At 59.7% G+C, this 22,982-nt stretch carries 25 protein-coding genes; 6 read left to right on the forward strand and 19 right to left on the reverse strand.

Translation table 11 applies throughout. The features are described from left to right. The first annotated feature begins 151 nt into the window (after nucleotides 1-151). The 3 genes from XMD517_RS01315 to phaR all read left to right on the forward strand — a co-directional run bounded on the left by XMD517_RS01315 (nucleotide 152) and on the right by phaR (nucleotide 3,415). The gene (locus tag XMD517_RS01315) at nucleotides 152-1,954 is read left to right on the forward strand and encodes an alpha/beta hydrolase (RefSeq protein WP_173487364.1); all 1,803 of its coding nucleotides are present in this window, start codon (nucleotides 152-154) and stop codon (nucleotides 1,952-1,954) included. Nucleotides 1,955-2,217: 263 nt separating this feature from the next. Further along, entirely contained in the window at nucleotides 2,218-2,667 is a 450-nt protein-coding gene (locus tag XMD517_RS01320; protein ID WP_173487363.1) for a Phasin, read from the forward strand. A gap of 190 nt (nucleotides 2,668-2,857) precedes the next feature. Continuing rightward, nucleotides 2,858-3,415 carry a polyhydroxyalkanoate synthesis repressor PhaR gene (gene phaR, locus XMD517_RS01325; RefSeq protein ID WP_173487362.1) on the forward strand — a complete coding sequence of 186 codons (558 nt, stop codon included), beginning with the start codon at nucleotides 2,858-2,860 and terminating at the stop codon, nucleotides 3,413-3,415. Between the two features lie 131 nt (nucleotides 3,416-3,546). On the opposite strand, the gene lexA is transcribed toward phaR, so the two are convergent. The 3 genes from lexA to XMD517_RS01340 all read right to left on the reverse strand — a co-directional run bounded on the left by lexA (nucleotide 3,547) and on the right by XMD517_RS01340 (nucleotide 5,958). After that, on the reverse strand, nucleotides 3,547-4,251 hold the full coding sequence (gene lexA / locus XMD517_RS01330) for a transcriptional repressor LexA (RefSeq protein WP_173487361.1): 705 nt from the start codon (nucleotides 4,249-4,251) through the stop codon (nucleotides 3,547-3,549). A gap of 292 nt (nucleotides 4,252-4,543) precedes the next feature. Further along, nucleotides 4,544-5,716, reverse strand: coding sequence for a gephyrin-like molybdotransferase Glp (gene glp, locus XMD517_RS01335; RefSeq protein ID WP_173487360.1), 1,173 nt, complete (start codon nucleotides 5,714-5,716; stop codon nucleotides 4,544-4,546). After that, the gene (locus XMD517_RS01340) at nucleotides 5,713-5,958 is read right to left on the reverse strand and encodes a DUF4357 domain-containing protein (RefSeq protein ID WP_173488079.1); all 246 of its coding nucleotides are present in this window, start codon (nucleotides 5,956-5,958) and stop codon (nucleotides 5,713-5,715) included. The genes glp and XMD517_RS01340 overlap by 4 nt, the downstream gene beginning before the upstream one ends. A gap of 191 nt (nucleotides 5,959-6,149) precedes the next feature. Between XMD517_RS01340 and XMD517_RS01345 the strand changes: the two genes are divergently transcribed. Further along, entirely contained in the window at nucleotides 6,150-6,614 is a 465-nt protein-coding gene (locus XMD517_RS01345; protein ID WP_173488078.1) for a hypothetical protein, read from the forward strand. Here XMD517_RS01345 and moaC read toward each other — a convergent pair. From moaC to XMD517_RS01370, 5 genes are all read right to left on the reverse strand, one after another. After that, nucleotides 6,602-7,081, reverse strand: coding sequence for a cyclic pyranopterin monophosphate synthase MoaC (moaC, locus tag XMD517_RS01350; RefSeq protein ID WP_173487358.1), 480 nt, complete (start codon nucleotides 7,079-7,081; stop codon nucleotides 6,602-6,604). The two genes, XMD517_RS01345 and moaC, sit on opposite strands and share 13 nt — an antisense overlap. A gap of 9 nt (nucleotides 7,082-7,090) precedes the next feature. Then, a complete protein-coding gene (gene trpC, locus XMD517_RS01355) occupies nucleotides 7,091-7,894 on the reverse strand; it encodes an indole-3-glycerol phosphate synthase TrpC (RefSeq protein WP_173487357.1) in 804 nt (267 codons plus the stop codon). Between the two features lie 4 nt (nucleotides 7,895-7,898). Next, on the reverse strand, nucleotides 7,899-8,537 hold the full coding sequence (locus XMD517_RS01360) for a uracil-DNA glycosylase (protein ID WP_173487356.1): 639 nt from the start codon (nucleotides 8,535-8,537) through the stop codon (nucleotides 7,899-7,901). Between the two features lie 204 nt (nucleotides 8,538-8,741). Continuing rightward, nucleotides 8,742-9,758 (reverse strand): anthranilate phosphoribosyltransferase, encoded by a 1,017-nt coding sequence (gene trpD / locus XMD517_RS01365; protein WP_173487355.1) that lies wholly within the window; start codon nucleotides 9,756-9,758, stop codon nucleotides 8,742-8,744. Further along, nucleotides 9,755-10,363, reverse strand: coding sequence for an aminodeoxychorismate/anthranilate synthase component II (locus XMD517_RS01370; protein ID WP_173487354.1), 609 nt, complete (start codon nucleotides 10,361-10,363; stop codon nucleotides 9,755-9,757). The genes trpD and XMD517_RS01370 overlap by 4 nt, the downstream gene beginning before the upstream one ends. Nucleotides 10,364-10,555: 192 nt before the next feature. Between XMD517_RS01370 and XMD517_RS01375 the strand changes: the two genes are divergently transcribed. Next, nucleotides 10,556-12,154, forward strand: coding sequence for a divergent polysaccharide deacetylase family protein (locus XMD517_RS01375; RefSeq protein ID WP_173487353.1), 1,599 nt, complete (start codon nucleotides 10,556-10,558; stop codon nucleotides 12,152-12,154). A 117-nt stretch (nucleotides 12,155-12,271) separates the two neighbouring features. On the opposite strand, the gene XMD517_RS01380 is transcribed toward XMD517_RS01375, so the two are convergent. The 7 genes from XMD517_RS01380 to XMD517_RS01410 form a co-directional block, all read right to left on the reverse strand. Continuing rightward, nucleotides 12,272-12,697: a cupin domain-containing protein gene (locus tag XMD517_RS01380; RefSeq protein ID WP_173487352.1), complete on the reverse strand. Its 426-nt coding sequence runs from the start codon at nucleotides 12,695-12,697 to the stop codon at nucleotides 12,272-12,274. 150 nt (nucleotides 12,698-12,847) lie between these two features. After that, nucleotides 12,848-13,624, reverse strand: a complete 777-nt coding sequence (locus XMD517_RS01385; protein ID WP_173487351.1) for a hypothetical protein — start codon at nucleotides 13,622-13,624, stop codon at nucleotides 12,848-12,850. A gap of 301 nt (nucleotides 13,625-13,925) precedes the next feature. Beyond that, nucleotides 13,926-15,200, reverse strand: a complete 1,275-nt coding sequence (eno, locus tag XMD517_RS01390; protein ID WP_173487350.1) for a phosphopyruvate hydratase — start codon at nucleotides 15,198-15,200, stop codon at nucleotides 13,926-13,928. 50 nt (nucleotides 15,201-15,250) lie between these two features. After that, nucleotides 15,251-16,147 carry a DMT family transporter gene (locus XMD517_RS01395; protein ID WP_173487349.1) on the reverse strand — a complete coding sequence of 299 codons (897 nt, stop codon included), beginning with the start codon at nucleotides 16,145-16,147 and terminating at the stop codon, nucleotides 15,251-15,253. A gap of 227 nt (nucleotides 16,148-16,374) precedes the next feature. After that, nucleotides 16,375-16,794 carry a Fur family transcriptional regulator gene (locus XMD517_RS01400; protein ID WP_055189215.1) on the reverse strand — a complete coding sequence of 140 codons (420 nt, stop codon included), beginning with the start codon at nucleotides 16,792-16,794 and terminating at the stop codon, nucleotides 16,375-16,377. A gap of 94 nt (nucleotides 16,795-16,888) precedes the next feature. Next, on the reverse strand, nucleotides 16,889-17,719 hold the full coding sequence (locus tag XMD517_RS01405; protein ID WP_173488077.1) for a PhzF family phenazine biosynthesis protein: 831 nt from the start codon (nucleotides 17,717-17,719) through the stop codon (nucleotides 16,889-16,891). Then, nucleotides 17,719-18,969: a sodium:proton antiporter gene (locus XMD517_RS01410; protein ID WP_173487347.1), complete on the reverse strand. Its 1,251-nt coding sequence runs from the start codon at nucleotides 18,967-18,969 to the stop codon at nucleotides 17,719-17,721. Before XMD517_RS01410 ends, XMD517_RS01405 begins: the two co-directional genes overlap by 1 nt. 163 nt (nucleotides 18,970-19,132) lie before the next feature. Here XMD517_RS01410 and XMD517_RS01415 point away from each other — a divergent pair, with 163 nt between their 5' ends. Continuing rightward, on the forward strand, nucleotides 19,133-19,405 hold the full coding sequence (locus XMD517_RS01415; RefSeq protein WP_173487346.1) for a hypothetical protein: 273 nt from the start codon (nucleotides 19,133-19,135) through the stop codon (nucleotides 19,403-19,405). Here XMD517_RS01415 and XMD517_RS01420 read toward each other — a convergent pair. From XMD517_RS01420 to XMD517_RS01435, 4 genes are all read right to left on the reverse strand, one after another. Further along, complete coding sequence (locus tag XMD517_RS01420) at nucleotides 19,392-20,075, reverse strand: endonuclease/exonuclease/phosphatase family protein (RefSeq protein WP_368493363.1); 684 nt, start codon at nucleotides 20,073-20,075, stop codon at nucleotides 19,392-19,394. The two genes, XMD517_RS01415 and XMD517_RS01420, sit on opposite strands and share 14 nt — an antisense overlap. Before the next feature lie 83 nt (nucleotides 20,076-20,158). After that, the gene (locus XMD517_RS01425) at nucleotides 20,159-21,562 is read right to left on the reverse strand and encodes a YdiU family protein (protein WP_173487345.1); all 1,404 of its coding nucleotides are present in this window, start codon (nucleotides 21,560-21,562) and stop codon (nucleotides 20,159-20,161) included. Between the two features lie 9 nt (nucleotides 21,563-21,571). Further along, entirely contained in the window at nucleotides 21,572-22,018 is a 447-nt protein-coding gene (locus XMD517_RS01430; protein ID WP_173487344.1) for a GNAT family N-acetyltransferase, read from the reverse strand. Next, complete coding sequence (locus XMD517_RS01435; protein ID WP_173487343.1) at nucleotides 22,015-22,953, reverse strand: nucleoside hydrolase; 939 nt, start codon at nucleotides 22,951-22,953, stop codon at nucleotides 22,015-22,017. Before XMD517_RS01435 ends, XMD517_RS01430 begins: the two co-directional genes overlap by 4 nt. Nucleotides 22,954-22,982: the final 29 nt, after the last annotated feature.

Consider the following 22,982-nt stretch of genomic DNA (forward strand, 5'->3'; position numbering starts at 1 on the left):
TTTCATTTACCCTTTGCATTTTCCAGCTTTGTTACCGCATAGTCATGAACACATGCAATATTTGCAATGCTGCGGTGCGGTTTTTGCAATGCTGCAGTGCAGATATATTTTATGCTGCAAGTGCGAAATAAGATAGGGGGAATATTTCACCATGACAACAGATCAAAAAAATCCAGGCCAGGATGTAAGTGAACTGAACGAAAACCTTGCCCGGATTGAGACGTTGTCAGCCCGATTGTCTGCGGTGCTTGCCGGGCGCAAGGCGGTGCGGCAGAGCCTGCAGGGGCCGGGGCAGGATTTTCTGCTCAAGACTTCGACCGCCTATTGGAATGAACTGATGACCAACCCGGCAAAGATCATTGAGCAGCAGGTGAATTTCTGGGGCAAAAGCCTGCAACATGCGATGGAAGCCCAGCAGGCGCTGACCGAAGGCATGAAAACCGGCGAGTTCAAAGCGCCGGAGGCTCCGACCACCAAGGATCGCCGTTTTTCCAATCCCCTGTGGGACACGCATCCCTATTACAGCTACCTCAAGCAGCAATATTTGCTGGCGGCGGAAGCGATGCATGAAAATCTCGACCGGGTTGAGGGGCTGAGCGAACGCGAACGCACCAAGCTGGCCTTCTTCAACCAGCAACTGATCGACCTGATGAGCCCGACCAACTATCTCGCGACCAACCCGGATGCGATGGAACGGGCGATCGAGACCGAGGGCCGGTCGCTTGTGGATGGGTTGGAAAACCTGGTCAATGATCTGGAAGCCAATGATGGCGAGCTGCTGGTCAAGCTGGTGGATGAAAGTGCGTTTGAGGTGGGGGGCAATATCGCCACCACCGAAGGATCTGTGGTGTTTCGCAATCGGATGATTGAGCTTATCCAGTATGCGCCCACCACGGAACAGGTGCATGCCCGTCCGCTGATCATCTTTCCGCCCTGGATCAACAAGTTCTATATTCTTGATCTGAAAGAACAAAACAGCCTGATCAAATGGATTGTCGATCAGGGATACACGCTGTTTGTGGTCAGCTGGGCCAACCCTGACGAAAGCTATCGTGATGTAGGAATGGGGACCTATATCGAGGAAGGCTATCTGGCCGCGATCGAAGAGGTGAAGAAAATCACCAAGCAGAAAAAGGTCAATGTGGTGGGCTATTGCATCGCGGGCACCACCCTGTCCCTGACCCTGTCGCTGATGAAGAAACGTGGGGATACGTCAATCAACTCTGCCACGTTCTTTACCACGCTCACCGATTTCTCCGATCAGGGGGAAGTGGGTGTGTTCCTTGACGATGATTTTGTCGATGGCATTGAGGAAGAGGTCAATTCCAAGGGCTATCTCGATAGTTTCTTCATGTCGCGCACCTTCTCGTATCTGCGCCCGAATGATCTGGTCTATGGCCCGGCGATCAACAGCTACATGCTGGGTAAAACGCCGCCCGCCTTTGATTTGCTGTACTGGAATGGGGACAGTACCAACCTGCCGGCCAGGATGACTGTCGAGTATCTGCGCGGTCTGTGTCAGGCGAATGAGTTTGCGCTGGGGGACTTTGAACTGCTGGGCGAACATCTGTCTATCGAGGATGTCGATGTCCCGCTGTGTGCCATTGCCTGCGAAACGGACCATATCGCGGCCTGGAAAAGCTCTTACATCGGGATGCGGCGCACAACGTCAAAAGATCGCACCTTCATTGTATCGGAATCCGGCCATATCGCAGGCATCGTCAATCCGCCGTCCAAAAAGAAATACGGCCATTATACCAACACGGAATGGCCCCAGCGTGCGGATGACTGGATGGAAGGGGCAACTTTCCATGAAGGGTCCTGGTGGGGGCGTTGGGACAAATGGCTCTCGGCCAAATCCGGGAAAAAGCTGGCCGCACGTGTGCCCGGTGATTCGACCAACGACGTGCTGGCACCGGCACCTGGAACCTACGTTGTGGCGAAAAAGAGCTGAACTATCTGGGGTTGCATTTTTTGCAACCCCCTGAAACTCCGCATTTTTTGTCTGTCATACAAGTTTTACATGCTGCAGTGCAGAAAAAACTTGATTTGCTGCGCTGCAGCATCCATAGTCTTTGCAGACGCAGCAAGTTGGTTTGCCGAAAAACAGCAGGGTGATCCCCACAGGGCGGACTGGCAGGTTGCAACAGACAGACTATATCCTGGCCGCTCCTCCTCCTTAATCCTCCCGGCGGCCGCAAAATTCGGAGATGACCAATGACCAAGACGCAAGACTTCACCAAGATGTTCCAAGAGATGATGAGCAACTTCCCGGTGGATATGTCCATCGCGCAAGACGCTTTCAAAAACCAGGCTGAACTGGGCGAGAAATTCTCGAAAGTGGCTCTGCAGGCTGCTGACAAATCGGCTGAAATCTCGACCAAATGGACCAAAGAGACCCTGGCCAAAATCGGCGACGTGACCGCCGCCAAAGAAGACGCTGCTGATTACTCGAAAGCCGTGACCGATTTCGCTTCGGCTCAGGCTGAGATGGCTGCTGAAAACATGGCCGCCTTTGCAGAAGTTGCCAAGCGCGTTCAAGCCGAAACCGTCGAACTGATGATGGCTGCCGGCAAAGAAATGGGCGAAGAAGCTCAGGCTGCTGTGAAAAAAGCTGGCGAAGAGGTGCAGAAAGCCGCCAAAAAGGCCACCGCTGCCGCAAAATAATCGGGTTACACTCCGCCGGGTCCTCCCCCCGGCACCTGACCCTGGGCGCGCCATTGGTGCGCCCTTTTCTATTCTTTTGTGGTCAACAGGCTTGCCAATGGCTGGCACGCTGGCTTAGGCTTTTTGCACTGCAGCACAAAATGCCGCTCAAGGCAGGTGCAGTCGGGGGGTGCCCCCCAGGGGAGGAAAAATGGTACAACAACAAGATACGCTGCTGATCAAACGCTATGCCAGCCGGCGGCTCTATAACACTGAAACATCCGACTATGTGACGCTGGACGATATTGCGGGCTTTATCCGCGACGGGCGGGATGTTCAGATTATAGATCTTAAATCCGGAGATGACCTGACACGGCAGTATCTGCTTCAAATCATTGCGGAACATGAAAGCCGGGGGGAAAATGTCCTGCCCGTCGATGTTCTGACGGATCTGGTGCGCTCCTATTCGACGCAGGCGCAAAGCGTGGTGCCGCAATTCCTTGCGGCAAGCTTTGAGATGTTGCGCGAAGGGCAGAGCAAGATGATGGAAAACCTCGGCACGATGGGCCATCCAATGGCCAATATGCCGGGGCTGGAAGCGATGCAGGCGCAGCAAGAGGCCTTTCTGAAAGCCATGATGGGCGGCTTTGCCGCTGGATCTGCCCCCTCTGCGAAAGAGGATGGGGAAAATGGGTCCAAGGATGAGGAGCTGAGCGAGATCAAGAAACAACTGTCAGAGCTTCAGAAAAAACTCTCTGGCCTGGGCTGATGCGCCTGCTGCCGTGACGTGTCCCACACCGCTCGGCCAGCTTTGTTCTTGGCAGAGGCCACTTTAAAAGACGAAAAGGGGAGGCGGTGCGCCTCCTTTTTTCTTTGCATTTTTGTCAGATCGCACCGAAATCAGTAGGTGCGGATCAACCCAACCAGCTTCCCCTGAACCTTGACGGCGCCTTCGGGCAGAATGCGGGATTCATAATTCGGATTGGCTGCTTCAAGGGCGATCATGCCATTGGTCTTGCGAAAGCGTTTCAGCGTGGCTTCATACCCTTCGATCTGGGCCACGACAATTTCGCCGTTTTCGGCATGGCTGGTCTCTCGGATGACCACGATATCGCCATTGTTGATCCCAGCGTCGATCATGGAATCCCCTTTTACTTCAAGGGCATAATGTTGCCCACCATGGCCAAGCATGGTTTGGGGCACTGACACGCGCTGCGCCCCATCGGTTATCGCTTCGATTGGTACGCCAGCGGCGATCCGGCCCATCAGTGGCAGGGTGCTTACCCCCAATGCGGCTTCAGCCTCCACCGCCAGTGCGGCAGGCGGAGTTTCCGGGCGGTCGCCTTCGATTACCTTGGGTTCAAACCCGGCCCGACCCGCATTTTCCATGGTTTCGGGCAGTTTGACGATTTCAATGGCGCGGGCGCGATGGGCAAGGCGACGGATGAAACCACGCTCCTCAAGTGCAGTGATCAGCCGGTGAATACCTGACTTCGACCGCAGATCCAGCGCTTCCTTCATTTCATCAAAGCTGGGGGGGACGCCATCGCGTTGGATGCGTTTGTGGATAAAATCCAGAAGTTCCAATTGCTTACGGGTCAGCACTTGCTCTTACCTCCGTTGTTATTTGGCACATCCCCCTTCGGTGGGGCATCATCATGGGCGATGCTCACGCAGGGATCAATCGTCCCGATATTACGGGGCGTTCAGCCTCTGTTCTACCCATGTTCTCTGTTTGTGTCAACTTGAGGTAAAGGAGTGGTTAAAGCGTCCCGCCTTTTACCTGAGACAGGGACAAGGTGGGGCGCAGGCGCGACAAACGAGCGTTTCGCGCGTTCCGCCAATCACCGGTGATACAGGTTTTTGGCGGAACGCTTTAACAAACCGTGCCTGCCCGTCAAATAGCAAGATATTCCACAAGCGTCCCGGCGGGCTGAGCTGGATCGCTGACCGGACGGATCAACAGGGCATTGGCGCCCGCAAGAACCGATAGAAGGGCGCTATCTTGTTGGTTGCACGCTGTAATTTCACCATTTTCCACCACCGCGCGCATATAATGTTCCCGTGGGCCATTGGCGGAAATATCCGCACCCAAGCGGGCGGTGTAACGCGGCGTCGCCGCCTTGCCCAACCCCTGCATCGCGCGCAGGGCTGGCACCAGGAACACATGCCCACAGACCATGGCCGAGACCGGATTGCCTGGCAGGCCAATCACCGGTGTGTCGCCGAGCTTGCCCGCCATCAACGGTTTGCCCGGTCGCATTGCCACCTTGTAAAAACTGCGTGCCATCCCGAGCTCTTCGGTCACCTCACCCACCAGATCATGATCGCCGACCGAGGCCCCGCCGATGGTTACAATCAGATCTGCCCCCGCGCAGAGTTCAAATGCCATGCGCAGACTGTCGTGATTGTCGCGCGCGATGGGCAGCATACGGGCTTCCCCGCCGTTTTCTTCGATCAGGGCTTTGAGGCCAAAGGTGTTTGAGGAAATGATCTGGTCCGGGCCGGGATCTTCTCCGGGCATGACCAGCTCATCCCCGGTGGCCATCAGGGCCACAACAGGTTTGCGATACACCTGCACCTTCGGGGTGTTCATGGCCGCAATCAGTGCCAGATGGGCCGGGGTCAGCACCAAAGGTGCCTCGACCTGATCCCCAACCGCGAAATCAGCCCCCTCGGGGCGCACATGAGGCCCTTTATCCAGTTTGCGCCCCAGGGTGATCAGATCCCCTTTGCGGGTCACATCTTCTTGAATAATAACGCGATTTGCCCCTTCGGGCATCGGGGCGCCGGTAAAGATGCGCACGCATTGGCCTGCGCCAAGCCTGCCATCAAACCCGTGCCCGGCGGCGCTTTCTCCGATCACCCGGAACATTGCCTCGGGGTCTGCTTCCACGCCGTTTACCGCATAGCCATCCATGGCAGAGGCCGCAAAGGGGGGCTGCTGACGGGTGGCGGTCACGGGATGTGCTAGCACACGACCCGCGGCCTCGGTCAAAGGCACCTCTTCGGTATCGAGCGGATTTACCAGAGAAAACAGATTGTTCAGGGCTTCGGTGACGGGGATCATGAGGGGGCCTCGTTGAGTTGTTCTTCTTCCCATTGGGCATAGGTGCGGCCATCGGGGAGTTTCCATGATGTGCGTCCGTTGGCAGCCCTCCCGGAAACGATCGCGGCTGCTGCCGAGGGGCTGGCAAAGGCGTAGTCTTCGGTAAATTCGGCAAGTTCACCAAGTTGCCGAAGGATGCCAGTCTCGAAAAGGGATTGGTGCAAGGAAGCGTATCCCCAAGGTTGTGCTGTGCGTTTGACCATGTCAGGCTGGCCTGCGATCCTTTGAGGATCCGCATGTTCGCACCTTCAAGGCGAGCATGCGCCTGAATGCTTCTTCTAGGTAAGGAAAAAACGAAAGTGGGAGAGGCTGGCGACGCTGCGGGCATTTGTTCTGCATAATGTGAGCGTCGCCCGCTTTGAAAGAACTCCACACGAATGGCGGGTAGCACCATATGCAGGGTGTCCAGAAAGCTCTTCATATTGGCAGTATGGGCTTCGTTCAGGCTCGCCCCGCCGGGCTGATTGCCGTTTTCCAGGCGGATTTGGCCGGCCTCTTTGGCCAGTTGGATCAACCGGGCTTCGAGGAATTTCACATGTGCCTTGTGAAGCGCATCGCGGGCGGCGGTGATCAGGATGGCGTCGTCCCACCAGTCGCGGCTCTGGGCGTGCGATCTAAGCCGATCGGCCATATTCTCGGTCTCGCCGATATAGGCAAGTGGTCCGTTTTCATCCTGTCCGATCAGGATGTAAACCCCGGTCTGCTGCGCCTCAGGCCGTTTCAGACCATCCACGAGCTGGGTGCGGGGCAGGCGCAATACATGACCGGTCCAGTCAAATACTTCTGCGGTCAGCATCCCATCGGGGCGACCATCAACAAAAAAGAGTTCGAGAGACCGCCCCTTGCTCATCTTTCATAGACACCCGATTTGCCGCCTTCTTTGCGCAGCAGGCGGATGTCTTTGATTTCCATGCCTTTCTCGGCGGCTTTCAGCATATCGTAAACAGTCAGTGCCGCCACGGACACTGCGGTCAGCGCCTCCATTTCCACACCGGTCTGACCGCCTGTTTTCACGGTTGCGGTAATGCGCACGCCGGGCAGGTCCGGCACAGGTTCCAGCTCCAGCGCGACCTTGGTGATTGGCAGCGGGTGGCACAGTGGAATAAGGGCAGAGGTTTGTTTGCAGCCCATGATGCCGGCAAGCCGCGCCACGCCGAGCACGTCGCCTTTCTTGGCGGTGCCATCGGTGATTAGCGCCAGTGTTTCCGGCGTCATTTTCACGAACCCTTCGGCAAGCGCCATGCGGTCGGTCACGGCTTTGTCGGACACATCCACCATATGGGCCTGTCCGTCGGCATCGAAATGAGTGAGCGGTGATGTGGTCATGGGGCTACCTCAGGCAGGAACAGGGTTGGCAAGAAGGGTGCGGGTGGCGGCCTCGACGTCATCCTGGCGCATCAGGCTTTCACCGATCAGGAAGCTGCGCGCGCCATATTCTGCCATATCGGCCAGATCCTGCGGGGTGAAGAGCCCGCTTTCACAGACCAGATGGCGGTCAGCCGGGGCCAGCTTTGACAGGCGGCGGGTGGTGTCCAGCGTGGTTTCAAAGGTTTTGAGGTTCCGGTTGTTCACGCCAAGCAGGGGGGATTTCAGCGCCACGGCGCGCTCCAGCTCGGCCTCGTCATGCACTTCGATCAGCACATCCATGCCCCAGCCGAATGCAGCGTCTTCGAGTTCGGCGGCCTGTGCGTCCGACACGGAGGCCATGATGATCAGGATGCAATCGGCCCCCAGCGCGCGGGCCTCGGCCACCTGATAGGTGTCATACATGAAATCCTTGCGAAGCGCGGGCAGGGACACGGCGGAGCGGGCCGCGACGAGAAACTCATCCGCGCCCTGAAAAGACGGACCGTCGGTCAGCACGGAAAGGCAGGTGGCCCCCCCGGCCTCATAGGCGCGGGCCAATTCTGGCGGGTTGAAATCTTCGCGGATCAGACCTTTGGATGGGCTGGCTTTTTTCACTTCCGCAATCAGGCCATAACCAGTTTTCGACGCGTCAAAAAGAGCCTTGGCAAAGCCACGGGTCGCAGAGGCGTTTCGTGCGGCGGCCTCTACCTCGGACAGCGGGTGGCGGGCTTTGCATTCGGCCACATGTTCCAGCTTATAGGCTTTGATCTTGTCGAGAACGGTCAGGGTCATGTCTTCACCATGCTATTGGGGGCTGGCCCTGATCTGTAAGCCAATTGTTGACGGAAGAAAACGGGCGAGAGCCGAAAAATCCACGTCTGGCCGAAAGCGGGGAAGGATGGGCGGTTTGCACGATCAGGTGATCACCGGGCTGAATGTGCCGGGCGAGCTTTTGGGCATTGTTTCCCCACAGGATAAAGGCAGTGGGCCGACGGGAGACGCGCCCCAGCACTTGATGCACCAGCCGGTCCCAACCCAGTTTCTGATGCGCGTTGGCCTGTCCTGCCGGCACCGAAAGCGCGGTGTTCAGAAGCAAGACGCCTTGATTTGCCCAATCCGAAAGGTCGCCATTGGGGCGCGAGATGCCCAGATCGGTTTCCAGCTCGGCATAGATGTTTTTCAAGGAGCGGGGCAGGGGGGACACATCCGGTTCCACGGAAAAGGCCAACCCGTTGGCATGGCCCGGCGTGGGGTAGGGATCCTGACCCAGGATCACAACGCGCACATCTTCGGGCTGCGCCGCCTCAAGGGCGGCAAAGCGGCGGGGCGCTGGCGGAAGGATCTCGCGCGGGTCCGATTTGATTGCAGCGTCAATTTTGGGCCAGGTATCGGTGAAAAAGGGAAGGTCGGACCAGGCTGCGGGGAGGTGGGGCATAGGTGGAGACCTTGACAGGCGCGCTCGGGCGCACATTTCGAAGAAAACTAGAAAACTAGAAAACTAGAAAACTAGAAAACTAGAAAACTAGAAAACTAGAAAACTAGAAAACTAGAAAACTAGAAAACTAGAAAACTAGAAAACTAGTTTTTTGGTTTTTACACCCGGGCGGATCGCCGCCCGGGCTCGTCAGATGGCGGATGATCACCCTGCTGAGGTCACGCGGGCCAGGGTTTCGATCCGTCTCAAGGCTTCGCCGCTGTCGAGGCTCTCGGCTGCCAACGCGGCGCCGTCTTTCAGGTCGCCCACCTTGTCAGCCACCACCAATGCTGCCGCCGCATTCAGCAAAACCGCATCGCGATAGGCGGATTTCTCGCCGTTCAGCAGCGCGCGGAACGCTTTGGCGTTTTCGGTCGGTTCGCCGCCCATGATCGCCTCAAACGGATGCACCGGCAGGCCGGCCTCTTCGGGGTGCAGTTCAAATTCACGCACCGCGCCATTGTCCAGCGCAGCGACCCAGCTCACACCGGCAATCGACAGTTCATCCGTGCCGTCAGACCCATGTACCAGCCACGCCTTTTCGCTGCCCAGCAGGCCGAGGGTCTCTGCCATCGGACGGATCAGATCCCGCGAAAAGGCACCGGTCAGCTGGCGTTTCACCCCCGCCGGGTTGGTCAGCGGACCGAGAATGTTGAAAATCGTCCTTGTGCCCAGCTCGGCACGGGTCGGCATCACATGGGCAATCGCCGGGTGGTGCATTGGCGCCATCATGAAGGCAATGCCCGCCTCGGTTAGGGCCGCTTCGACCACATCGGGCCCGACCATCACGTTCACACCCATTTCCGACAGGGCATCCGCTGCGCCGGATTTCGACGACAGGTTGCGGTTGCCGTGTTTGGCCACGGTCACGCCTGCGCCGGCCACCACGAAGGCGGTGGCGGTCGAGATGTTCAGCGTGCCTTTGCCATCGCCGCCGGTGCCAACGATGTCCATCGCCCCCTCGGGCGCCGCAACTTTGTTGCATTTCGCGCGCATCACCGCGGCGGCGGCGGCATATTCCTCAACCGTTTCACCGCGGGTGCGCAGGGCCATCAGCAACCCGCCGATCTGGCTGGGCGTCGCTTCGCCCTGAAACAGGATCTCAAACGCCTGCTCGGCCTCGTCGCGGGTCAGGGGGCGGTCGGCGGCAGCTCCGATCAGCGGTTTGATCAGCTCGCTCATGCGGCGTCCCCCTTGTTGATGGCCTGCACGTTTACTCCGGCCGATTTCAGGAAATTCGCCAGCATCGCGTGACCATGTTCCGAACGGATGCTTTCGGGATGGAATTGCACGCCCTCAATCGGCAGCTCCCTGTGGCGCAGCCCCATGATCATGCCATCTTCCAGCCAGGCCGTGACCTCAAGACAGTCCGGCAGGCTGTCACGGTCAACGATCAGAGAATGATAGCGCGTGGCCTCAAGCGGGCTGGGCAGGCCTTCAAACACGCCCTGACCGGCATGGTGCATCGTGCCCATTTTGCCGTGAACGATCTCGCCTGCGCGCACCACCTGTCCGCCAAAGGCCTGGCCAATGGTCTGATGCCCAAGACAGACACCAAGAAGCGGCACACCTGATTTTGCCGCGGCTCGGGTCAGATCAAGGCAGATCCCGGCCTGATCCGGGTCGCAGGGACCAGGTGAAAGCAAGATCCCCTGCGGCTGTTTCGCCAGCGCCTCGTCAACCGTCAACGCGTCATTGCGCCAGACCTCGACCTCGGCCCCCAATTCGCCCAGATAATGGACAAGGTTGTAGGTAAAGCTGTCATAATTGTCGATCAGCAGGATCATGAGATGGCCTTTCAGCAATTGGCGGCGCAACAGGGGTTACGCGCGGGTCCAGTCCGGCTATACATGTTCCAGACCTGCGCCTCTGGTCAAGGGGGGCAGGTGGGTTCTATGAGGTAACAGCCGGGCAGATACAGATTTTGGGCCCGGAATGCAGCAAGAGTGAGCGGGCGTAAAGCTCCGAGGAGGACAGGCATGTCACGAGGGTTTCTGTCGGGGGTGGCCATGGGGGCCATCGTGTCGGGATTGGGTCTTGCGGGACTGTCGCTTGTCATGCCGATGGCGGATGCTCCGGTTGGGACCTCAACCAAGACCGAAGCCCCGGTTGCAGCGCCAGAGATTGCCCCCGATCCGTCCACACCGGCCGGTGATGATCCCGCTGCCACGGCAACGGGTGAGGTGGCAGACCAGAACACCGATACTTCCACCGATCAGCCCGCGGCCCCTGACTTGTCCGAAGCTGCCCCCGACGCGCCGGTTTCTCCTGACCTGTCGGACGGGGAGCGTCCCGTGTCCGAACCGGCCCCGGAAATGGCATCGAAAGGGGATGAGGCCCCCCTTTCCGATGGTGCGAGTGAGGTGCCGAAACCGCCTGAAGGGATGGTGCTGGACGGAGCCCCGATTGCAGTGCCAACCGGTCCGGCAGCACAGGTCGAAGATGCGGCCCCCGTAGTAGACGCGCCACCTGCCGGGGTCGAAACCGCTCCGGGACCGGTTTCTCCGAAAGAGGATACGGCGCCTGATGTGGTTGCAGATACTCCGATCGCCGGGGCGGGCGGGCTGCCGGTGCAAACACCTGCCCTTGAAACCGACCCGCCTGAGAGCCTGCCTGACGGGGACAGCAACGCGCCTGCCCCGGCGGAGGCGCCTGCCGATGAGGTGCAGCCCGATCCAGAGGATGCCCCCATGACAGACGGGCAGGCGGAGGAGGCCGATCTTTCCGAGGATCCATCCGCCAGTGACGGCCCGGCACGCATTGCGCTCAGCGATAACCCGTCCTCTCCGATTGGCGATCTTGCCCCGAATGTCACAACGGATCGTCTGCCCACCATCGCCGCGGGAGAGGCGCCGCAGGAAGCCCCTGATGTGATCTCGGAGGCAGACGCGGCCCGCGCCCAATCCCCATTGGCGATTGAGCGAAATGCCATTCCTTTTGACCGCATGGGGGATGACCCGATCATGGCGATCATCCTGCGCGATCAGGGGGCGGAGCGGCAGGCCCTGGGAGAGCTGTCTTCCCTGCCTTTCCCGATAAGCATCGTGATTGACGCGACCGCAGCAGATGCGGAAGAGGCCATTGCCTATTACCGCGCCAAAGGCGCTGAGATCGTGATCGAGGCCAGCCTGCCCGAAGCGGCCACGCCGACGGATGCCGAAGTGAATTTTCAGATCCAGAAAGATGTGATGGAACAAGGGGTTGCTGTCCTGCTGCCTGAGCAAAGCGGGTTTCAGGACAATACGGAGCTTGCAAATCAGGTGTCCGAGATCCTGCTGGCAGGTGGGTTTGGTGCGGTCAGCAGCCCGGTGGGATTGTCGACCGGGCATCGGATTGCGCTGAAGGCGGGTGTGCCCTCCGGGCTGGTTTTTCGGGATGTGGACGGGGCCGGTCAGGACGGGCGCGCCATTCGCCGTTTCCTTGACAATGCTGCCTTCAAGGCGCGTCAGCAGGACGGCGTGATTGTGCTGGGCCGTGCCCGACCGGAGACGCTTCAGGCGCTGATCGAATGGAGCCTCGGGTCTCGTGCGAAATCTGTGTCTCTAGCGCCGGTCAGTGCGGTTTTGCTGGACGAGTAGGACAAGCCGGGGAGAGGGGCGCTGCCCCTCGGCCTGGCGGCCTCACCCCGGGATACTTTGAACAAGAAAAAACCGGGGCGGGTGGTTTGTGGTGGCGGGCTGCGCAGAAGGCCTGTGTCAGCGGCGCGGGATGTCAAAGCCGGGTGCCGCGAGGGTGAAGCCTTTGAAGTCAAACCCCGGTGACACGGTGCAGGAGACCAGACTGTAAGCGCCCGTGGTGCGGGCGGCTTGCCAGTGATGGGCCGGCACGATGATCTGCGGTGCCTGTCCGGCGGAGAGGTCTGGGCCAAGCAGATTGTCTTTGGCCGGGCCATCGTCGGTTTCAGACTGGGACAGCACCAGGGGCGCGCCGGCGTGGTAGAGCCAGATCTCGGTGGCATCGACTTTGTGCCAGTGGCTGCTCTCTCCCTCTTTCAGCAAAAAGTAGATGCAGGTGCCATGGGCCCGCCCATCTGACCGGGTGTCACGCCAGGTTTCGCGGAAATATCCCCCTTCCGGATGGGGGGCCAGGTTCAGGTGTTGGATGATTTCATCAGCGGTCATCTGCGCTCTCATTCGTTGGGGGCAGGGTTTTGTCCTGCCTAAAGCGTTTCGGGATAAACTTGAAATACATGTTTTCCCGAAACGCCCAAAGCATTGAGATCTCTTGCGACGTTTCGATGTTTCCCTGTCTCAGGTGAGCGCCGGAACGCATTATGGCGTGTTCATGCTGCTGCGCAATTCAACGATGGATTTGCCCAGACGAAACGGTGCGGCAAAGCTGACCAGGCAGAGGGCCAGGATCTGCAGGATCAGTATATGGGCGTTGCTTTGCAGATATTCCCATTCCTGCTGCAACTGCCCGACCTGTTCAATCAGCCGGTCGTAGCTTTGGGCAAGGATCTGAAAATCCCCGGCAATGGCCGGGGCAAGCGGGCGCAGGGATGCCATGGCTGCGCGTGTGGTTGGGTCAAGGGAGGAAAATACAAGAAACCTTGAAATATCAAAGGCATCTACCTTGTTCACCATATCACGCATATCATTGCTGTCGGGGTGACTGCGGCCAAGGGTCAGGAAACTGAGCCCGGTGAGGGGGGCCACTTCCTCGGTCACGGCGATAAAGAGGGGCAGGTCGGAATTGGCGGCGGTAGAGGCGGAGAGGAACTCGACCTTGTCACAAAGAACACGCACGTTTTCATCCATGGCCGGGTCACAAAAGCGCAGGCGAAACCGGGCGGCGTCGCGGTCGAAATCGGCGCTGGCGGCATAGGCCAGGTCAATCTGCCGATCAAGGCGGGAACTGTCAGAGGTGTAAAGCCCGGCGATGATGGCCACCAAGGCGCCGACGCCCCCGAGCACAACCCACACCAGATCCGCCAGTTTCCAGGCGCGATGTCCGGGCGGCTTGCGAAACAATAGTGCGGTGCCTATTGCGCCGATCACGAACAGTGCCAGGAGCAGATGCAATTGATGGGTGGTCACAAAACTCATAGGGCCGAGTTTACGAGAGCGGTGACGCAGCGCAAGCGGGCTCAACCGAGCGTGATTGGAATGTGAACCCGGCACCTGAGGGAGGGAGATCGCAGGGCTGAAGCGGGGTGATCGGGTGGTTGGGGGGGCGTCGAATGGCCCCGGCATGTGAGCGGAAGGGCCCCCGAGCTCAAAGAAACCGGGCCGCCCCTGCGTCTTTGCAGCGGGCGGCCCGGATATGTTTGCTCTGATGCTGGAAATCACCAGATCCGCCAGACCCCATTTCGGGCCGCCGGGTGGATCTATGTGAAATCCGGATGGCTTATTTCAGAATGCTGCGCCCGGCATATTCGGCGGTCGCGCCCAGCTGTTCCTCGATGCGGATCAGCTGGTTGTATTTGGCAAGCCGGTCCGAGCGCGCCAGCGACCCGGTTTTGATCTGACCGCAATTGGTGGCCACGGCGAGGTCGGCAATGGTGGCGTCTTCGGTTTCGCCCGAGCGGTGCGACATCACGTTGGTGTAACCTGCGCGATGGGCCATATCGACGGCTTTCAGCGTCTCGGACAGTGACCCGATCTGGTTGACTTTCACCAGCATCGAATTGGCGGCCTTGCGGCTGATCCCGTCGGACAGGCGGGCCGGGTTGGTCACAAACAGGTCGTCGCCCACCAGCTGCACCTTGTCGCCCAGAAGCTCGGTCAGGGCGACCCAGCCGTCCCAGTCATCTTCCGACATGCCATCTTCGATCGAGATGATCGGGTAGTCGTCGCACAGCGCCTTGAGATACTGGGCGTTTTCTTCCGAGCTCAGCTCTTTGCCTTCGCCCGACAGCACGTATTTGCCGCCTTTGTAATACTCGGTCGCGGCGCAATCGAGGGCGAGGTAGATGTCTTCGCCCGGCTTGTAGCCTGCTTTTTCGATCGATTTCATCACGAAATCCAGCGCGTCGCGGGTCGAGGCGATATTGGGCGCAAAGCCACCTTCGTCACCGATCCCGGTGGACAGCCCCGCAGCCTGCAGCTCTTTTTTCAGCGTGTGGAAAACCTCGGCCCCCATGCGCACGGCTTCGCGGATATTCGTGGCCGAAACCGGCATGATCATGAATTCCTGGATGTCGATCGGGTTGTCCGCATGCTCACCGCCATTGATGATGTTCATCATCGGAACCGGCAGAACGCGGGCGGCCGCACCGCCAACATAGCGGTACAGCGGCAGGGCAGAGGCGTCGGCTGCCGCTTTGGCCACGGCCAGCGACACGCCCAGAATGGCGTTTGCCCCCAAACGGCCCTTGTTGGAGGTGCCGTCCAGCTCGATCATGGCCGCGTCAATGGCTTCCTGTTCGGTGGCGTCAAACCCGATCAGCGCCTCGGCAATCTCACCGTTTACCGATTCCACAGCGGCCAGAACGCCTTTGCCCAGGTAACGCGCCTTGTCGCCATCGCGTTTCTCAACCGCCTCATGGGCACCGGTCGAGGCCCCCGAAGGCACCGCGGCACGGCCAAGCGTGCCGTCTTCCAGCAAAACATCGACCTCTACGGTCGGGTTGCCGCGGCTATCCAGAATCTCGCGGGCAAAAATATCGACGATGGTGCTCATATTGGCGCTCCCAAAAAGAAGAAAACTTCAGTTGGGGCGTCTTTAACCCGTCAGGCAGCGTCGGGCAACCGGGCGGCGCGACTGTTAGCGCGAGCTTCGCGCAGAAACATGTAAATCCCGCTGCCAATGACCACCATCGCACCCAGATAGGTCAGCGTGTCGGGGCGCTCGCCAAAGATGATCACCCCCAAAATGATCGAAAAGATCAAACGCGAATACCGAAACGGCATGATGATCGAGGTTTCCGCAATCCGCATCGCCAGGACGATGGCATAATACCCCCCCACGCCAAAGACCATTGCCCCGGCCAGAAACCCCCATTGGATCCCCTGAGGCAGGACAAACGGCTCCGTGACCGGGATCATCAGCAACCCGGCCGGGATCAGCGCAAAGAAACCGTAGAAACTGACCGAAGTTGAGGGGATCGACGGGTCGATCTGCCGGGTGATCAGGTCGCGCAGGGCAATGCCAAAGACGGCGGCGATGGGAAAAAGGGCCGCCACGTCGAAATCTTCCGCACCAGGGCGGATGATCATCAGAACCCCCAGAAAACCGATGCCGATGGCCGTCCAGCGCCGCCAGCCCACCGTTTCCCCCAGAAACAGCGCCGCCCCTGCGGTGATGGCCAGAGGTGTGGCCTGAAACACGGCGGCCACGGTGGAAATCGGCACCAGCGACAGGGCGGTGATGAAAAACATTGCCGACACTCCCTCAGAGGCTGCGCGCCACAGCATCATCGGTGATCGCATGTCCCGATGCACCAGCGGTGCCAGCGTGCCCCGGCTCAGATAGGTGATCACCGCAAAGGCAAATGCCCCGCCAAAGCCCAGAAACACCAGCACCTCGGAAACCGGCAGACCGGCAGAGCTTGACTTGATGAACGCATCCTCGACCGCAAAAGCGGCCATGGACAGGGTGACAAGGATGATGCCGCGTATATTTTGCATGTTCAGGACCCGCGATGTTACCGGCAGACAAAACCGGAAAATTGGATCCAAAACAAGCCCGGGAAACGTGATGGATCACATTTGATTTTCTGATGAATGCGGGACAAGCAGGGGCCACGGCATCACCGCCCCGCGCCGCAGGGTCCCTGCAACAGGCCCCCCGTTATTTTCTGGTCAGAAATATCCCGGGGGTCTGGGGGCTGGCCCCCAGCCTGACCAGATCAGGCTCAAGCCTTGTCGATCGGCACGCCGTACAGTTCCAGCCTGTGATCCTTGAGCTTATAGCCCAGTTTCTTGGCGATCTTTTCCTGCAGCGCCTCGATCTCGGGATCCACGAATTCGATCACCTTTCCAGTGGTCAGATCAATCAGGTGATCATGGTGATCGCGATCCGCACTTTCATACCGTGCGCGGCCGTCGCCAAATTCGTTCTTGACCAGAATACCGGCCTCTTCGAACAGTTTGACCGTGCGATAAACGGTGGCAAGAGAGATCCCGGCGTCGATTTCGGACGCGCGGGCATAAAGCTCCTCCACATCCGGGTGGTCGTGATGGGCCTGCTGCAGCACACGGGCAATCACCCGACGCTGTTCGGTCATACGCAGGCCCTTTTCCTCGCAGCGGGCAAGAATGCTCTTGTTGGGCATGATCTGATCAACCTCACGAATCCTTTCACCTTTTATGACGCGAAACGACGGGTGGGGAAACCGGGAATGGGGCAAAGGCCGGAGGGTGGGCGGCTCAGAGCAGCAGCGTGCCCTCCATCACCTTCACAGCCTGTCCCGCAACCGTGACCCCGTTGGCATCGGCCAGAAGTTCAATCCGCGAGGGGCGCCCCATATCCGTGCCCTGATGCACGGTCAGGGCAATATCGCGCCCAAGGCTCTGGCACATGAGGGATGCAAGCGGGGCGGCCGCCGATCCTGTTGCCGGATCTTCCGGGATGCCGTCGAGATGGGCAAACATGCGCGCATGTGCGTCTTTACCGTCCATCACAAAGGGGTAAACCGCAAAGTCGTGATTGCCGGGGTAAAGTGCCGCGCCCTCGCGCATGGCGTCCATATTGGGGCAGAGCTTTGACAGCGTGTCCCGATTGTCGAGCTGGACATAGACAAAATCCCCCCCGAGCGAGGCCAGAACCGGTTCGCTGCGCAGGTTGCCGATCTCGCATCCAATGGCCCGGCAGACCAGATCGGCTGTCGGGTGGGCTTTGATCTCCAGCGGGTGCTCGGTGCGAAACGACGCTGCGCCCTCTTTGGCCTGACAGATCAGCGGCCCGACACCCAGTTCCAGCACCATGTCATTTGCCCCGCCCAGATCAGACAGCATCACCGCCGTGCCCACGGTTGGATGTCCGGCAAAGGGCAGCTCCCGCATCGGGGTGAAATACCGCACCCGCGCCGTGTGGGCCGGATCCTCGGGCGGCAGGACAAAGGCGGTTTCCGAGAAGTTGAACTCGCGCGCGATGGTCTGCATCTGCGCCTCGGACAGGTCCCCGGCCTCCGGCACGATGGCCAGCTGATTGCCGCCAAAGGGCGTGTCGGTAAAGACGTCATAGACAAAATAGCGCATTACATCAGCTCCGGTTCGCGGCCCAGTTTCGTGGCAAGGGGCGCCACGGTCAGCCCCTGAATGATAATCGAGAAGATGACGATGATATAGGTCGCGGTGAGGATCAAGGGTTTCCACTCATTTTCGGGAAGTGATAGCGCCAGCGCAACCGAGATCCCGCCCTTGAGCCCGCCCCAGGTCATGATCGGGATCACCCCGGCCGAGAAGTTGCGGAAGGGTTTGAGCAGCATCACCGGCACCGCCACTGCGGCAAACCGCGCAAACAACGCCAGCGCAATCGCAAAGATGCCCGCCATGACCGCGTCCCCGGTGAAGGCCACGGCAAAGACCTCAAACCCGATCATCAGGAACAGGACTGCATTCAGGATCTCATCAATCAGCTTCCAGAACGCATCGACATATTTCCGCGTCTCTTCGCTCATGCCGTGTTTCGCGCCCACATCGCCAATCAAAAGGCCCGCACAGACCGCCATGATCGGGGCAGAGACATGCAGGGCCACCGCCAGCTCATATCCGCCAAAGGCCAGGCCCAGCGTCAACAGCACTTCCAATGAATAATCGTCGATATGGCGCATCAGTCGAAAGGTCAGCCAACCTAACATCACTCCCAGCACAGCACCGCCCAACGCCTCTTGTGTAAACAGCAGAAGCGCCGCCTGAAAGCCCGGCTCGTGATGGGCGTCACCCGATGGAAAGGCCAGCCCGACCAGCACCAGAAAGACCACATAGCCAACCCCGTCATTGAACAGGCTCTCGCCGGCGATCTTGGTTTCCAGTGACTTCTGCAGGTTGGCTTCGCGCAAGACCCCCAGAACCGCGACCGGATCGGTGGGCGAGACAAGCGCGCCAAACACCAGCGCGATCAAAAGCGGCATCCCGGTCAGCCAGCTGAAACCCACACCGACAATGGTGGTGGACAGTGCCACACCGATGGTCGCCATCAAGATCACAACCCGCCATTGCTGCCTCAGATCGGAAATCTTGACATGCAATGCTCCGGCAAACAGCAACAACCCCAGCATGCCTTCCAAAAGCGCATCTGAAAAATCAATGCCGGTGACAGTGCTGCGCACCTGGTCCGCCATGCCCAGCCCCGGCAGCAGAAGGTCAAGCCCCATCACCGCAAGCGACGCGGCAAGAGACACAACCAGAATGCCGATGGCAGAGGGCAGTTTCAGGAAAAGGTAATTGATTGCTCCAAAAAGCCCTGCCAGAACGATCAGCAGGGACGCAATTTGCAGAAAAGTCATGTTTTGGCTCCGGGCCTGAAAGAGAAGGGGTGATTTGCCTCCTCTTATCATGGGGATGCGGTGACACAAACCTCTTGACGCTGTGTGCGACGCAAGGTCCTGTGGCTGGATGGGTGTGCCGCTCTGCGCGCGTCTCACCGCTTTGAGAACAGCTTCACCAGACATGCAGATCTTCTGGCAGGTCGGGGCGTTGGCACCGGTTCTCCTGCTGGCGACCCTGTTTGTTGAAACGCTTTACAGAGGCATCACCTCCGGCCTGTTCCTGTTCTGGCTTCTGAAACACGACAAGGTGTCTTCGGTTGCCTCCTTGGCCTTCCTTCCCCCCATTTTCGGCGTCGCCATGGGGGGGGCGTGGCTGGGCGAAACCGCTGGCCCTGCCGCGTTCGGGGCGCTTGCCCTCGTGGTGACCAGGATCATCCTGATCAACCGGCACTGAGCGCCACCCGTGCCCAGACCGGCAGATGATCCGATGCCACCCGCGAAAGCGGCGTCTGCACCACATGCCCCTCAAGGATCTCGACCCCCGGGCTGATCACCAGCCGATCCAGCGCCGCCATCGGGCGCGCCGCATGGAAACTTTTGCCGAAATCATGGATGTCAAAACACCGGTCCAGTGGCTCGAACCCACGATGTGCGGACCATTCATTGAAATCCCCCAGGATCACCGTGGGCTTTGTCTCATGGCTCAGTTCCCCCGCCAGACGCCGCATCTGCTGATGGCGATAGCGGCGCATCAACCCCAGATGGGTGCCAATCACCCGAAGCCCGTGAACCTCAACCGAGACCGCCCCCCGTGGCTCCAGCCCGGGCAGGGGAAGGCGCTGGCAGGGACCAATCTCAAACCCGCGCCGCACCAGAACCGCATTGCCGTGACTGCCGAGGGATACGGAATTTGCTGCCAAAGGCGCCACCTGGTAATCACTTTCTTCCGCAATGATCTGAAACGGCAGTGCCGCCCGGCGGGGCCCCAGCCTGCGGTCGGCTTCCTGCAACACCACCACATCCGCATCCGCCTGACAGATCACTTCCATCACCCGATGGGGATCGCGCCGCCGATCCAGCCCGATAGCCTTGCGAATATTGTATGTCAGCAATGACAGCTCCACGCTGCCCCCCTTTCTTCTTGGCTCATTAACTCCGGGGTGAGCGAGCTTGCCTCGCGAGGGGCAGCGCCCCTCTCATCCCAGGGTCATGTTCCGCAGAAGGTGCGCATCACCCGTTCTTCGGATCGTGGACCCAGCGTCAGGTCCATGTCCTCCTTGTGCGGAGCGTAAGGTCGGGTAAAGGCCTCTGCAAGGCGATGAAACGGCGCATGATCACCAGAGAGGCCCGCCTGAATGGCGGCTTCGATCTGGTGGTTTCTGGGGATGATCACCGGGTTGGCCGTTGCCATGACCCCATGTGGGTCCTGCTCTCGCGCCAGCCGGGCCTGCCAGTCCGGTGCCCAGCTCTCCCATGCGCCCTCGTCTGTGACCTCGTCACGTGCATCCCCGTGGCTGAGGGCCGTAAATGTCCGGGTGAAATCCGACTGACTGGTTGCCATCCGGCTCAAAAGCCCGGTGATCAGCGCCATGTCCCCGTCTTCTTCGCGCAGCAAACCGATCTTGGCGCGAAACCGTCGCAGCCACGCCGCCTGAAAAACCGTGCCGAACCCGTCAAGCAGGGCGCCCATCTCTTCGATACCCGCCTCCTGATCTGGCATCAGCGGCAACAGGGCCGTGCCAAGCTGTGCGAGGTTCCAAAGCGCCATGTCCGGCTGGGCCGCATAGGCATAACGACCGTTCTGGTCGATCGAGGAAAACACCGTGCGCGGATGATAGGCGTCCATGAAGGCGCAGGGGCCATAATCAATTGTCTCGCCGGAAACGGCCATATTATCCGTGTTCATCACCCCGTGGATGAACCCCACCGCCATCCATGCCGCCACAAGCTCTGCCTGCCGCTGCATCACCGCGCCCAGAAAGGCCACCGGACCGTCAATATCGGGATAATGGCGCTGGATCACATGATCCAGAAGCAGCCCAAGCGCCTCCGTGTCGCCCCTTGCGGTGAAATACTGAAACGTGCCAACCCGGATATGGCTTGCCGCCACCCGCATCAGAACCGCACCGGGATAACCTCTTTCCCGTTGCACAACCTCACCGGTCAGTGCGGCCCCCAATGCGCGGGTGGTTGGGATCTGCATCGCATGCATGGCTTCGGATACCAGATATTCCCGCATCACCGGCCCAAGCCAGGCCCGCCCGTCACCACGCCGTGAAAACGGTGTCTGGCCTGACCCTTTCAACTGGATATCCACACGGCCAAATGCCCCGGTGATTTCCCCCAGCAGCGCGGCACGCCCATCCCCAAGCTGCGGCACCCAGCCGCCAAACTGATGGCCCGCATAGGCCTGCGATATCGGCTCCATCCCCGCAAGCAGATGATTGCCGGTCAACAGCTCCGGTGTCAGCTCTGCCGGATCAAATCCCAGCACATGGGCCAGCTTTTCGTTTACGATCAACGGGGCAGGGGCCTTGACCGGTGTTGGATCAACACGGGCAAAGAAACGGGCGGGCAGCCGGGCATAGCTGTTGTCGAAGGTCACACTCATGGGGTCAGTTTACAAGATGCGCGCCATCAGGTGGTAACGATCCCGCGACGAGAACCCGATCCGTTCGTAAAGGGTGCGGGCACGCTGGTTGTCCGTATCCACTTCGAGGTTCATTGCCTTGATCCCCTGTCCGGCCAGCGCTCGGGCCAGCGCCATCATCGCCTCGGAGCCCATGCCACGCCCGCGCACCCGCTCCCGCACGTAAAACTCATCGACAAAGGCGTCGAGCCCACCGAATTCGATCGACCAGCCAAAGCTGACCGCGATATACCCCACCGGGGCCGAGCGGGGGCCAATCATCCAGATTGCGCCATGGGGGGAGCCTTGCAGGAGCGGCACAAGGGCATCGTGACGGGTGGCCTCGTCCTGTTCGATACCGCTTTCGGCGTGAAACCCGGCGACCAGATGGGTCAACCGATCCAGATCCTCCAGCGTGGCAAGGCGTAATGCGCTCATAGTCGGGCCAACCTTTCTGTCAGCAGGTCAAAAAATCCGTCCGCGTCCAGATCGCCGATGAACAGCGCATTGGGGCGGCGGTCCGTCACGCCCCACCAATCGGCGACCGTCATGCCCAATGTAAGCTCGGATCGGGTCTCGATCTCGACATTCACATGGCGGCCGGAAAACAGCGCGGGCCGGAGCAGGTAGGCGATCACCGTGGGGTCATGCAGCGGGGCACCTTCAGACCCGTATTTCTCGCGGTCGAACCGTTCAAAAAAATCGGTCATCTCGGCGGTGAAGCGGCCCACCTTTGTGTTCAAAGCGCGAAACGCGTCATTGCGCGGTTTGGTGACCAGCGCCTTATGGGTCACATCCAGTGGCATCACCACAATCGGAACCCCGGATTTGAACACGATATCAGCGGCCTGCGGGTCGACATAGATGTTGAACTCGGCTGCGGGGGTCACATTTCCTACCTCGAAATAAGCGCCTCCCATCAGGACGATCTCCGCAACCCGGTTGATGATGTCCGGGGCGCGGGCAAAGGCGGTGGCGATGTTGGTCAGCGGCCCCAGCGGGCAGAGCGTGACCGTGCCCGGGGCTTGCGAGCGTAGGGTGTCGATGATGAAATCCACCGCGTGGCCGTCCTGAAGTGGCATGACCGGATCCCAGAGCTCCGGCCCGTCCAGCCCGGTTTTCCCATGCACATATTCCGCCGTGACCAGATCGCGTTCCAGCGGGCGATCACAGCCGGCAAAGACCTTTGTTTCCGGCTTGCCGGCAAGCTCGCAGATGATCCGTGCATTGCGCTGCGTATAGCTGAGCGGCACGTTGCCGGCGACCGTTGTGATGCCCAGAACCTCCACCTCTTCCGGGCTGGCCAGCGCCAGCAGGATGGCCACCGCATCGTCCTGTCCGGGATCGGTGTCTATGATGATTTTTCGTGCCATATCAGATTGTTGTGCCCTGATTTTTATGT

Origin of the sequence: Aliiroseovarius sp. xm-d-517 (genome assembly GCF_013283135.1) — a bacterium.
Taxonomy (GTDB): Bacteria; Pseudomonadota; Alphaproteobacteria; order Rhodobacterales; family Rhodobacteraceae; genus Aliiroseovarius; species Aliiroseovarius crassostreae.